General features: G+C 68.7%; 8 protein-coding genes, 1 other RNA gene and 1 pseudogene. 7 read left to right on the top strand and 3 right to left on the bottom strand.

Annotated features, from left to right (window positions below):
* Positions 1 to 47 precede the first annotated feature (47 nt).
* Positions 48 to 2,396 (bottom strand): transglycosylase domain-containing protein, encoded by a 2,349-nt coding sequence (locus tag AC1AYN_RS04970; RefSeq protein ID WP_476532399.1) that lies wholly within the window; start codon positions 2,394 to 2,396, stop codon positions 48 to 50.
* Positions 2,397 to 2,582: 186 nt separating this feature from the next.
* Here AC1AYN_RS04970 and ffs point away from each other — a divergent pair.
* From ffs to AC1AYN_RS04940, 6 genes and pseudogenes are all read left to right on the top strand, one after another.
* An RNA gene (ffs, locus tag AC1AYN_RS04965) (signal recognition particle sRNA small type) lies at positions 2,583 to 2,679 on the top strand.
* 289 nt (positions 2,680 to 2,968) lie between these two features.
* Positions 2,969 to 4,348 carry a phosphatase PAP2 family protein gene (locus AC1AYN_RS04960; RefSeq protein WP_476532398.1) on the top strand — a complete coding sequence of 460 codons (1,380 nt, stop codon included), beginning with the start codon at positions 2,969 to 2,971 and terminating at the stop codon, positions 4,346 to 4,348.
* A 164-nt stretch (positions 4,349 to 4,512) separates the two neighbouring features.
* Positions 4,513 to 6,748 (top strand): annotated as a pseudogene (gene topA / locus AC1AYN_RS04955) (type I DNA topoisomerase); the annotation flags it as partial.
* A 107-nt stretch (positions 6,749 to 6,855) separates the two neighbouring features.
* A complete protein-coding gene (locus AC1AYN_RS04950; protein ID WP_476532582.1) occupies positions 6,856 to 7,662 on the top strand; it encodes a topoisomerase C-terminal repeat-containing protein in 807 nt (268 codons plus the stop codon).
* Between the two features lie 15 nt (positions 7,663 to 7,677).
* Entirely contained in the window at positions 7,678 to 8,322 is a 645-nt protein-coding gene (gene tmk / locus AC1AYN_RS04945; protein WP_476532397.1) for a dTMP kinase, read from the top strand.
* A complete protein-coding gene (locus tag AC1AYN_RS04940) occupies positions 8,319 to 9,470 on the top strand; it encodes a DNA polymerase III subunit delta' (RefSeq protein WP_476532396.1) in 1,152 nt (383 codons plus the stop codon). Before tmk ends, AC1AYN_RS04940 begins: the two co-directional genes overlap by 4 nt.
* 54 nt (positions 9,471 to 9,524) lie before the next feature.
* Here AC1AYN_RS04940 and AC1AYN_RS04935 read toward each other — a convergent pair whose 3' ends face one another.
* Together AC1AYN_RS04935 and AC1AYN_RS04930 are read right to left on the bottom strand one after the other, a co-directional pair.
* A complete protein-coding gene (locus AC1AYN_RS04935) occupies positions 9,525 to 10,535 on the bottom strand; it encodes a LacI family DNA-binding transcriptional regulator (protein WP_476502965.1) in 1,011 nt (336 codons plus the stop codon).
* A 189-nt stretch (positions 10,536 to 10,724) separates the two neighbouring features.
* Positions 10,725 to 10,988 carry an HPr family phosphocarrier protein gene (locus AC1AYN_RS04930; protein ID WP_101623155.1) on the bottom strand — a complete coding sequence of 88 codons (264 nt, stop codon included), beginning with the start codon at positions 10,986 to 10,988 and terminating at the stop codon, positions 10,725 to 10,727.
* 248 nt (positions 10,989 to 11,236) lie between these two features.
* Here AC1AYN_RS04930 and ptsP point away from each other — a divergent pair, with 248 nt between their 5' ends.
* Positions 11,237 to 12,892, top strand: a complete 1,656-nt coding sequence (gene ptsP / locus AC1AYN_RS04925; RefSeq protein ID WP_476502964.1) for a phosphoenolpyruvate--protein phosphotransferase — start codon at positions 11,237 to 11,239, stop codon at positions 12,890 to 12,892.
* Positions 12,893 to 12,932 lie beyond the last annotated feature (40 nt).

Below are 12,932 nucleotides of genomic sequence, written 5' to 3'. Positions count from 1 at the left end.
GGGGGAGCAGGAGGGGTGGCGTCCTCTTCAGGGGAGGGCGCGGGGCGTCACTCGCCGGAGGTGCCGCCGGTGCCGCCGTTGTCCGAGCCGCCGCCGGATTCGCCGCCACCGGTGTCGCTGCCGCCGGATTCGCCGCCGGACGTGTTTCCGCCGGTGTTGCCGGAATCACCGGAGCTCGTGCCGGAGCCGGACCCGCTGGAACCGGAATCACCGGAACTCTCGCCGGAACCCGAACCCGTGCCCGTGCCGGTGCCGCCGCCCGTGCCGGCGCCCGCGGAACCGCTGGAACCGGATTCGCCGGTGCCGGTCGAACCGGATTCGCCGGAACCGTAGGAGTACCCGTACGAGTAGCGCTTCGACGTGGACCGGGAGCCGGTGCCCCACGTGCCGTCGGAGCCGCCGATCTTGCCGCCGTCCTTCGCGGTGGGGAACGTCTCGTTCGTGGTGCCGGCGAGCGCCTGCGTCATGTATTCGGTGAACAGGTGCACCGGGTAGTCGGAGCCGCCGGTCCACTGGCCGAACGAAGGAATCTCCTGCGGGTTGCCGTTCGCGTCCGGGTACCACATGGCGAATGTGGAGACGACGGACGGCGTGTAGCCGATGAAGCTCGCCGCGTACGAGTTGTTCGACGTGCCGGACTTGCCGGCGATGGTGTGTCCGGTCTGCCGCGCCTCGGTGGCGGTGCCGTACTGGACGACGCCGGTGAGCGCCTTGGTGACGAGGTCCGTGTCGTTCGCGGTGAACACCTGTTCGGTGCCGGTGGGCGCCTGGTAGAGGTCCTTGCCCTTGCTGTTCTGCACGCTGGCGACGATGTGCAGGGTCGCCTTCTTGCCCTCGTTGGCGAGGGTCGCGTAGGCGTTGGTCATGTCCTCGACGCTCAGCGCGTTGTTGCCGAGCACGGTGAACGGTTCGGAGCCGTCGAGCGACGTGTTCGAGACTCCTGCCGTGCGCGCCGTCTGCGCGATCTTCTTCGCGCCGAGCTTGGTCTGCAGATCCATGTAGACGGTGTTCGACGAGTAGGCGGTCGCCTTGTACAGGTTGATGTAGCCGTAGTTCTCGTTGGCGAAGTTGCTCACCGTGTTGCTGATGCCCGGGAACGTGCGGTACGAGTTGCCGTTGAACGTGGTGTCGAGGCTGACGCCCGCCTGCACGGTGGCGAGCAGCGCGAACGGCTTCATCGTGGAGCCGACCTCGTACTGGGCCTGGGTGGCGTTGTTGAGCTGTTTGGCGAGGTAGTCGTCGCCCGCGTACAGGGCGATGATCGAGCCGTCCTTCGGGTTCGCGCTCATCGCGCCGAACTGCATGCCGTCGGGCACGGTGCCCTGCATGCCGTTCTTCGAGGGGCTGACGACCTGCTGCATGAGGTCCTGCTTGGATTTGTCGATCGTGGTGACGATCTTGTAGCCGCCCGTGTCGAGCTCGTCCTTGGTGAACGCCTTGCGGCTTTCCAGCTCGTCCCTCACCATCTGCAGCAGATAGCCGTTCGGACCTTTATATACGTCGTCGGTGCTGGTCTGCACGGTCTGCGGCATGGCCGCGTCCTTCGCCTGCTTCGCGGTGATGTAGCCGTCCTCGCGCATGATCGAGATGACGCGGTTGAAACGCTGCTTCGCCATCTTCGGGTTGTCGACCGGATCCCACGTGGAGGGGGCGGGGATGATGCCGGCCAGCGTGGCCGCCTCGGAGAGCGTCAGGTCCTTCGCGTCCTTGTTGTAGTAGGCCTTCGCCGCCGCCTGGATGCCGTATGCGCCGCGGCCCAGGTAGATGGTGTTCAGATAGTTGCACAGGACCTTGCTCTTGTCCTGCGTCTGCGCGATCTTCAGCGCGAGGATCGCCTCGCGCACCTTGCCGGTGTACGACGTGGTTTCGCCCAGATAGTAGCGTTCCGCGTACTGCTGGGTGATGGTCGAGCCGCCCTGGCGCGTCCCCTTGGTCACGTTGTTGACGAGCGCGCGTCCGATGCCGCGCAGGTCGATGCCCTTGTCCGTGTAGAACGTGCGGTTCTCCGACGCGACGACCGCGTTGCCCACGTAGTCGGGCAGCACGGCGCAGTCGATGATGTCGCGGTTCTGCTCGGAGAACGTGCCCATCTCCGTGGTGCCGTCGTTGAAGTAGACGGTCGTGTTCTCCGCCAACGCGATCTTCTCCGGCGAGGGGATCGGCGTGGAGACGTACAGGTAGGTGAACAGGCCGATGCCCGCCGCGAGTCCCAGCGCGATGAGCCCGAGGATCCATTTCAATACGAGATGCCTGCTGCGTCCCTTGAGTTTCGGGCCTTTGCCGCCCTTGACGCGATGATTGCCGCCCCGGTAATGGCGGGCGGCGGGCTTGCGTTCCGCCGTGCTCCTGACGTGCCCGCGCACACGTCCTTTGCCGTTACGAGAATGTGAGACCATGAGCACCACCGTAGCCACACGCCCTGAACAAGCGGGACGGAAGTCCCGGTGTGACCGTTCTCCACGCGGGTTTATCCTTGGAATCCTCACAAGTCGCCGGGGTGGTTCGTTGGGGTGGTTTCGGCTTGGTTCGCCGGTCGGTCCGCTCGCGCGTCCGTGCGTTCGTCCGGGGATGGTGTATAGTGGTCTGAGCCTCCGCACGGCGTTATGTCGCCCAAACCCCCCAGGGCAGGAATGCAGCAAGGGTAAGCGGCCTCTGACGGGTGTGCGGAGGTTTTTCCATACTTGTTTCCCGTTACCGTCCCCGTCCGTCGGCGATGTCGCCGTCGCGCCCGGCTCGCCCGCCTTCTTCCTGCGCCCCCACGGAGTGGGGGAGCTGTCCGCCATAGGCGGACTGAGGGGGCTCGTTGGATACCCCCTCAGTCGCGCTTCGCGCGCCAGCTCCCCCTGAAGGGGGCGCATGGGAGGTGGGGCCCAGTGGACGCATGGGCGGGAAGGTCGCATGGGCGGGAAGGTCGCATGGGTGGGGCGCGGAGGTCCGTTTTCTCCGTGTGTGGGCTAGTGTGGGTGGCATGAGTGACGAACAGCGACCCACGACCCCCGAGAGCCCGCGGATCCGTGATCCGCATGCGCCCGTGAACCTGTTGCGCGATTTCGAACCGTTGGACGATCTGCCCGCCCCGCCGGCCCCGGCCGGCACGCGGCCCGCGACCGGCGCACAATCCCCGTCCGGCGGCCCGATTGGTCCGGCCGGCCAGTCCGCCCCGTTCGTGTCCGGCGTCCCGTCCCCGTCGCCTACGTTGTCCGCGCTGGCGACCGGCGTCCCCTCCGCCGCGTCCCCCGACGACCGGGCATCCGCGTTTAGTACCCTGTCCGACGTCGCCGACGTCTCCGTGTCCGACACGCAGGACGGTCTCGACATCTCCGGCACCGCCGTCGACCACGGTCCGACCGTCGCGCCCGGCGCGGCGCGCGTCGACCTGCGCGCCGTCGGCGACGACGCGGCCTTCGCCGCGGACCGTCGCCGCGCCGACGACGATGCGCTCGCCCGCCGCCCGCGCACGTCGAGCCGCGTGCTGTGCGTCGTGTTCGGCCTGCTGCTCGTCGCCGCCGCGATGGGCGTCTACTGGCTCGGCGTGCATACGGAGACCGGCCAGTCGTTCGACGACATGGTCGAGGTCTACTTCGCCGACAGCGTGCCCGGCTGGTTCGCGGGACTCCTCGCCGCCGGCTCGCACGTGGCCGTGCTCGTCGGCTCCATCCTGCTCGCCGCCGTCGCCGCCGTCGTCACGATCGTGCGCAGACGCTGGTGGCTGCTCGGCCAGCTCGTCGCGTTCGGCCTGCTGTGCTTCGGCGCGTCGTTCCTCAAGGACGTGCTGCCGCGCCCGTTCATCATCCACACGCAGATCGCCGCCGCCAACTCCGCGCCCAGCGGCCACACGATCCTCGGCGCCGCCGCCGCGGTCGCCCTGCTGTTCGCCGTCTCCCGCGGATGGCGTTTCCTCGCCGCGATCGTCGGCGCGCTGTGGACCGTGTTCGTCGCGTTGTCCGTCGTGAACGGCCAATGGCACCGCCCGTCCGACGCGCTCATGTCCGTGCTGCTGGTCGCCGGCATCGCACTGATCGTGCTCGCGTTCACGCGCGCGTCCGGCATGGACGCGACCGGCAAACGCCGTTCCTCCGCCGGCGTGCAGATCGTCGGCTCGATCGCGATCACCGGCGGCGCGTTCGCCTGCCTGTACGGCGCGTACGTGGTCTGGCAGGTCGTGCCCGGCCTGCTGATGAGCGCGGAATGGGCGCGTTCCAGCGCGGTCGCCGCCGCGATCATCCTGATTTGCGGCGCGACGGCGCTCGTCTCCGGCCTCCTGCTCGCGATGCGCCAGCTCACCGCCGCGCCGTTGACGCGACTCGGCCTCGTCGGCGCGCCGCCGGCCCCGCCGAAGCGGCGCTGAGCCGGCCGCCGCGCGCCGCCCGGCCGGTCCGGTCGGCGTCGGACACACGGATGGCCACCGTTGGTGAGTATGATGACAGCACGACGGCACCGTACGGCGTCGGCATCGCGCACGGACGCCGCGACGGCAGTGACGAATGATAACGGAGAGGTGAAGGAGAGGTCATGGCAGCACGCACCGCGAACGGCACCAAGCTGGTGATCGTGGAGTCTCCCACCAAGGCCCGCAAGATCGGCGGATACCTGGGTGACGGCTACACGGTGATGGCGTCGGTGGGACACATCCGCGACCTCGCCCAGCCCAGCCAGGTGCCCGCCGCCGACAAGGCGAAATACGGCAAGTTCGGCGTCGACGTGAACGACGGGTTCAAGCCCTACTACATCGTCGACGGCGACAAGAAGCGCACCGTCTCCGAACTGAAATCCGCGTTGAAGAACGCGAGCGAACTCTACCTCGCCACCGATGAGGACCGCGAAGGCGAGGCCATCGCGTGGCATCTGGTCGAAACGTTGAAGCCCAAGGTGCCGGTCAAGCGCATGGTGTTCCACGAGATCACCAAGAACGCGATCAAAAAGTCGCTCGACCAGACCCGCGACGTCGACGCCGACATGGTCGACGCGCAGGAGACGCGACGCATCCTCGATCGCCTCTACGGCTACGAACTGTCGCCCGTGCTGTGGCGCAAGGTCGGGCCGGGACTGTCCGCCGGCCGTGTGCAGTCCGTCGCGACGCGACTCATCGTCGAGCGCGAGCGCGAGCGCATGGCGTTCGTCCGCGCGCCCTACTGGGATCTGACGGCGGCGTTCGACGCGCCGGACGCGTCCGGCGCGGCGGCGGCGTTCGACGCGCGCATGGTCGCGCTCGGCGGCAAACGTCTCGCCACGTCGAAGGACTTCGGCGCGGACGGCAAGCTCACGCCGGAAGGCTTCGCCGGCAACGTGCGCCAGCTCGACGAGACGGCGGCGCGCGCGCTCGCCGAACGCCTGAAGGACGCGCCGTTCACCGTCGTCTCGATGGAGACGAAGCCGTACCGCCGCCGCCCGCTGCCGCCGTTCACCACGTCCACGCTGCAGCAGACCGCCGGCAACCGTCTCGGCATGAGCTCGCGCGCCACGATGCGCGCCGCGCAGGGCCTGTACGAGAACGGCTACATCACGTATATGCGAACCGATTCGGTGACGCTCTCGCAGGAGGCGATCGCCGCCGCGCGCGACGCGGTCGAATACCATTTCGGTTCGAGGTTCCTCTCCGACGCGCCGAAGCAGTACGCGACGAAGACCGCCGGCGCGCAGGAGGCGCATGAATGCATCCGCCCGGCCGGCGCGAGGTTCCGCGATCCGGACGAGCTCGTGGGCAAGGTGCCCGGCGACCAGCTGAAGCTGTACCGGCTCATCTGGCAGCGCACGCTCGCCTCGCAGATGGCCGACGCGACCGGCTCCACCGCCACGGTGAAGCTCTCCGCGCCCGCCGGCGTCGACGATGCCGGCGTGGCCGAGGACGCGCTGTTCCAGGCGTCCGGCACTGTAATTGAATTCCCCGGCTTCATGAAGGCGACGGGGGAGGGACGTCACGCGACCTCCGGTACGGGTGCCTCGGGCGCGAAGGCCGGTGCCGACGGCAAGGCCTCCGCGGACGGCAAGGACGGCAAGGGCAAGGACGAGAACGCGTCCCTGCCGCCGATGCGCGAAGGGCAGACGCTCGCCGCCTCCGACGTGCACGCGGACGGCCACGAGACCCAGCCGCCGGCACGCTATACCGAAGCCTCGCTCGTCAAGACGCTGGAGGCCAAGGAGATCGGCCGCCCGTCCACCTACGCGTCGATCATCTCCACGATCATCGACCGCGGCTACGTGTACGAACGCGGCCGCGCGCTCATCCCCTCCTGGCTGGCGTTCGCCGTGACCAAGCTGTTGGAGACGAAGTTCCCCAAGCTCGTCGACTACCAGTTCACCGCGGAGATGGAGAACGGCCTCGACCAGATCGCGCACGGGCGCGAGACCGGCCGCGACTGGCTCACCCGCTTCTACTTCGGCTCCGGCGAGGGCGCCGCGCAGAGCGCCGACGAGGCGCATGAGGGCCTGCAGCAGCAGGTCGCGCAGCTCGGCGAGATCGACGCGCGCGCCATCAACACCATCGAGATCGGCGACGGCCTGCACGTGCGCGTCGGCCGCTACGGCCCGTATCTCGAGGACATGGAGCATCTCGACGACGAAGGCAATCCGAAGCGCGCCTCCCTGCCTGACACGCTCGCACCCGACGAGCTGACCGTCGAGGTCGCGCACGACCTGATCGAGAACCATTCCGGCGGGCCGCGCGTGCTCGGCACCGATCCGGCGACCGGCGGCACCGTCGAGGTGCGCAACGGCCGGTTCGGGCCGTACGTCGCGCTGATCACGCCCGAGGCGGCCGAGGCCGAGGCGGCGGCGCGCAAGGCCGCGAAGGAGGCGGAGGCGGCCGGCAAGCCGGCCCCGCGCCGTTCGCGCAAGTCGGATGCGCCGCGCCCGAAGATGGCGAGCCTGTTCAAGACGATGAGCCCCGAATCGGTGACGCTCGAGGACGCGCTGAAGCTGCTCGGTCTGCCGCGCGAGGTCGGCTCCTACGAAGAGACGAACGCGGAGACCGGCGAGACGGCCGTCGTGACCGTGGCCGCGAACAACGGCCGCTACGGCCCGTACCTGACCAAGACGAAGGCGGACGGGACGAGCGAGACCCGGTCGCTGAACTCGGAGGACGAGATCTTCACCGTCACCATCGACCAGGCGAAGGACCTGTTCGCGCAGCCCAAGTACCGCGGGCGCGGGCGCGGCGCCGCCAAGCCGCCGATCCGCGCGCTCGGCAACGACCCGGAGAGCGGCAAGCCCGTCGTCATCAAGGAGGGCCGTTTCGGCCTGTACCTGACCGACGGCGAGACCAACCGCACGCTGCCGCGCCAGTACGATCCGGCGACCATCGAGCCGGCGGACGCGTACCGGATTCTCGCGGAGAAGCGCGCGATGGGGCCGGCCACCAAGCGCGGTGGCTCACGCGGGCGTTCCGGGGCCAAGGGCTCCGCGGCGAAGGGCGCGAAGGGTTCCAAGGCCACGAAGGCCGCGCCGAAGGTGAGCGCCGTCGAGGCGAAGCGTGCCGAACGCCGCGCCGAGGTGAGGAAGCTCGCCGCGAAGGGCTGGGCCAACACGCGCATCGCGGAGAAGATCGGCTCCACCGCCTCCACCGTGAAGGGCGACATCGACTGGCTCACCGCGAACGAGGGCTTCGAGCGCCCGCCGGTCGTCGCCGCCAAGCCCAAGACCTCCAGAACCGCGAAGAAGAAGTAGCGGCGGGCCATCACCATGACTACCGGACTGTTCATCTCGTTCGAAGGCGTCGACGGCGTCGGCAAGACCACGCAGGTCGAGCGGCTGCGCGCGGCATTGGAGGCCGCGGGCCGCGAGGTCGTCGTCACCCGGGAACCCGGCGGCACCCCGCTGGGACAGGCCATCCGCAGCCTTCTCCTCCACGGCGTCCCCGTCGCGGAGACTGCCGACATCGCCCCGCGCGCCGAGGCGCTGCTCTTCGCCGCCGACCGCGCCCAGCACGTCGCCGAGGTCATCCGTCCGGCGTTGGAACGCGGCGCGGTGGTCATCACCGACCGGTATCTCGACTCCTCCCTCGCCTATCAGGCGGGCGGCCGCGAACTCACCGCCGCGGAAATCCGCGAATTGAGCATGTGGGCGACGAACGGCCTCCTGCCGGACCGCACCTACCTGCTCGACATGGATCCGTCGCTGTCCCACTCCCGGCTCACCCACGACGAGGACCGTATGGAATCCGCGGGCGACGACTTCCAGCGTCGCACGCGCGAGGCGTTCCTCGCTCTTGCCGCCGCCGAGCCCGACCGGTTCCGCGTCGTCGATGCGTCGCAGCCGATCGACGCGGTGTGGGCGTGCATCGAACGCGATCTCGCGGCGCTGACGGCGGGCGGTGAGACGCGATGAGCGTATGGGATGCGATCATCGGGCAGCAGCCGGTCGTCGAACGGCTGAAGGCGATCGCCGCCGGCGATCCGAAGCAGATCGCGCAGTCGTGGCTGATCTGTGGACCTCCCGGATCGGGCCGATCGAACCTCGCGCACGCGTTCGCCGCCGCGCTTGAAAGCCCCGATCATGGCATGGACGACGAGCCGACGAAGGTCACGAAGCAGGTGCTCGCCGGCACGCATCCGGACGTGAGCGTGCTCGCCACTGACAAGGTGACGATCGGCATCGACGAGGTGCGCGAGCTGATTGGCGTGTCCGAGCAGATGCCGAGCACCGCGCCGTGGCGCATCATCATCATCGAGGACGTCGACCGCATGCTCGAACGCACGACGAACGTGCTGCTCAAGGAGATCGAGGAGCCGGCCGAGCATTGCATCTGGCTGTTGTGCGCGCCGAGCGCGCAGGACGTGCTGCCGACGATTCGTTCGCGCACGCGCATCGTGAACCTCGCCGTGCCGCCCGCCGACGCGGTCGCCGCCTACCTGGAATCGAACGCCGGCGCGGACCCGCATGTGGCGAAACGCGCGGCGCGGCTCGCGGAAGGGCATATCGGCATCGCGAAACTGTACGCGACCGACGAACGCGTCATGACCGATCGTGACGAACTCGTCGTCGGCGTGCTGGAACTCGCGAAGGCGTCCGACGCGGTGCTGCTCGCCGGCCGTCTCATCGACAACGCGAAGGCGCAGGCCGAAGTGGACGTGGCCGGACAGGCGGCGAAGGCCGAGGCGGATTTTCGCCGCGTCAACGGACTGGGCGCGGACGACCGCATCCCGCCGAAACTGCGCGGCGCGTACAACGCGATCGCGAAGAAGGACGAGATGAAGCGGCGGGCGACGCGTCGCAGCCGCGACGTGCTCGACCGCGCGCTGAACTCGATCGCGTCCGTCTACCGCGACATCGCCGTCCTGCAGAACGATGCGGAGGATGCGGTCGGGATTATCAATCTGGAGAACCGTGCGGCGATCACCGAGCTCGCGGCGCGGCTGTCGCGCGAGGCGACGCTGGAACGGCTCGACGAGGTGGCGCACGCCCGCAAACGGCTCATGGGCAACGGCAATCCGACGCTCGTCTTCGAGGCGCTGTTCTGCGCGCTGATCCCGTGAGCCCGTCCGGTGCCCGCGGGCGCGGGGCAGGACGCGTCGTCGCGAGGCGGCGCGTCAGCGCTTCGTGCTGGAGACGCGGACGATGAGCTGCGGCGGCAGGGCGACGTGGCTCGGGTGCCCGGGGCCTGCCTCGATGAGACGCAGCGACTCGGCGACGATGCGGTCGTAGGGCGGTCGCACCGAGGTCATCGTCGGCAGGGTGGCGGAGGCGATGGGGGAATCGTTGTAGCCGACCACCTTGATGTCCTCCGGCACGCTCATGCCGAGCGCGTGCAGGGCCATCATCACGCCGAACGCGATCGTGTCGTCCGCGCAGACGATCGCATCCGGGTGGCCGTGTTCGCCGAACAGGCGGATCGTGCAGTCGAAGCCGCGCTGCACCGTCGAATCGCCGAAACGGTTCCACGCGCTGACGGTGTCGAGGCCGGCGGCGCGCAGCTGCGTGTGGAACATGGCGAACAGTTCCGCCGACTCGAACGAGACCTCCTTGCCGGCGAGGTAGGCCACGTATCTCACGCCCTGCTCGGCGAGATGGCGGATGATCGACTCCATCGCCGTGTTCTCGTCGATGGAGACCATGTTCGTGCGGAACGAGCGCTGGTCGCCGCCCACCTGGACGATCGGAATCGTGTCCGCATAGCGGTCGAACACGCGGGACAGGTCGTTGCCGGCGGAGGTGACGGCGATCAGACCGTCCACCTTGCGCGAGCAGAGCGCCTCGATGCGGTCCGCCTGCATGGCCTCGCTTGCGCCGATGCCGAGCAGCAGCTGGCGGCTGTCCGAGTCGACGACCGGTTCGAGCGCGTCGAGCAGTCCGGCGCTGAAGCTGTCCGTCGCGGAGGGGATGACCAGGCCGATCGTGTTCGTCACGTCGCTGCGCAGGGCGCTGGCCGCGTAGTTCACGGAGTAGTTGAGTTCGGCGGCCGCCTTGCGCACGCGGTGCGCGATGTCGTCGTCCTTGGCGCGGCGGCCGGAGAGCACGCGTGACACCGTCGCCGTCGAGACCTGCGCCAGCGTGGCGACCTCGAGGATGGAACTGGGGGATTTCGCCGCCCGGTTGGCCATGGTGCTGTGCCCTTTCCTGTTATGTGCGCATATGTGCGGAAAAACAAAATCGCCGCCCGCCACAGCATGATACCGCGCGGACGGCGAATTCGCCTTGCAATAGGAGGGGAATCGGCCCGACGCGTATGCGCAATCGCGTCGGATGCGGGTTCCCGTGGCCCGGCCTTGCGGCCGGGCGGAAGCATCGAATCAGGCCTTGGTCAAGGTCTCGACCAGGGAGTCGACCACGGCTTCGGCGTTGTCGCCTTCGACGGTCAGGGTGACGGTGTCGCCCTGCTTGACGCCCAGACCCATGACGGACAGGATGGAGCCGGCCGGGACGGCGGCACCGTCGCCCTTGGCGATGGTGACCGTGCAGCCGGAGGCGGTGGCGGCCTGAGCGAATTCGGCGGCCGGACGGGCGTGGATGCCGACGGGGTCGTTGATGACGGTGGAACGGGTGGCGGTTGCCATGGAGCACTCCTTTGGTCTTACTGAATTCCTTCACGCGCGTCAGTCACTGATGTGCGCTGGTAAGCACTATAGCACGTTTTTCCGCGACACGCAGAAAACGATTACCGGCGTTGCCACAATGGTTTTTCTGTGTATACTGACACATGTCGGTAAATGGATTACCCGCTTGCGAAGCAAGAGGGTGGATGCTGCGGGATGAGCCGCAGGCATGCCGGCGGTGAAACGAAAGTCATAAAGGAGTGCTCAACATGGTTATCACCGGAAGTGGAATCGGACGTGGCGTCGCTGTGGGCAAGGTCATCCGCATGGCCCCGCCGCTGGAGGAGCCGGCCGACGTGCGTCGTGACGCGTCGATCAGCGCCGTCGTCGAGAACGAGCGCGTCACCAAGGCCCTGGCCACCGTCAACGCCGAGCTGAACCACCGCGCCGAAGAGGCCAAGAACGGTGATGAGGGCGCCAAGAAGGCCGCCCCGATCCTCGAGGCCATCGCCATGTTCGCCTCCGACCCGGCCCTCGCCACCTCCATCCAGAACCTCGTCAACGGCGGCAAGACCGGCGAGCGCGCCGTGCTCGAAGGCTTCGCCCAGGTCGAGGAGATGTTCAGGATGATCGGCGGCTACCAGGCCGAGCGTGCGGCCGACCTGCACGACGTCGGCCAGCGCGTCATCGCCGAGCTGCGCGGCGTGCCCGCCCCCGGCGTGCCGGAGTCCGATGAGCCGTTCGTGCTCGTCGCCGAGGATCTCTCCCCCGCCGACACCTCCAGCCTGGACCTCACCAAGACCCTCGCCATCGTCACCTCGCAGGGCGGCCCGACCTCGCACACCGCGATCCTGGCCCGCGCCCGCGGCATCGTCGCGGTCGTCTCCGCGGCCGGCGCCGAGGACCTCAAGACCGGCGAGACCATCATCGTGAACGCCGCCAAGGGCGAGGTCGTCACCGAGCCGACCGAGGCCGAGATCCAGGAGGCCGAGCACGCCAAGGCGAAGGCCGCCCGCGCCAAGGAGCTGCGCGGCCAGGCCGGCGGCACCAAGGACGGCCACCACGTGCCGCTGCTCGCCAACCTCGGCAAGCCGGCCGACGGCAAGACCGCCCTGGAGTACGGCGCGGAGGGCGTGGGCCTGTTCCGCTCCGAGTTCCTGTTCATCGGCAACTCCGAACCGCCGAGCGTCGAGGAGCAGACCAAGGCGTACGCCGAGCTGCTCGCCCAGTTCCCGGGCAAGAAGGTCGTCATCCGCATGCTCGACGCGGGCGCCGACAAGCCGCTGCCGTTCCTCACCCCGGAGGACGAGCCGAACCCGGCCCTCGGCCTGCGTGGTCTGCGCACGCTGCGCGTGCACAAGGAGGTCCTGGAAGGCCAGCTCAAGGCCCTCGCCGCCGCCGACGCCCAGACCGACGCCGACCTGTGGGTCATGGCCCCGATGGTCGCCGACGAGCATGAGGCCGCCTACTTCGTCAAGCTCGGCAAGAGCTTCGGTCTGAAGAAGGTCGGCGTGATGGCCGAGGTGCCGTCCATCGCCGTGATGGCCGACAAGGTCGCCCAGGTGGCGGACTTCGTCTCCATCGGCACCAACGACCTGACCCAGTACACGATGGCCGCCGACCGTACGCTCGGCTCCGTCTCCAACTACCAGACCGCATGGCACCCGGCGGTGCTGCGCATGATCAAGCTCATCGCGGACGCCGGCAACAAGTACGGCATGCCGGTCGGCGTGTGCGGCGAGGCCGCGGCCGATCCGGATCTGGCGGTGATCCTCACCGGCATCGGCGTCAACTCCCTGTCGATGACGCCGGTCGCCCTCGACGACGTGCGCGCCCAGCTGGCCGAGGTCACCTTCGAGGAGGCCAAGGCCAAGGCCGAGGCCGCCCTCAACGGCGACTTCTACAAGCCCGCCTGGGGCGACTGATTCCTAGTCGGCTCCCATTCCGGCCCCCTCTGACGAGGGG

The sequence above is a fragment of the Bifidobacterium sp. LH_413 genome (assembly GCF_056357015.1).
Note: the sequence above shows the minus strand (reverse complement) of the source record. Positions and strands in the feature narration are given on the sequence as shown.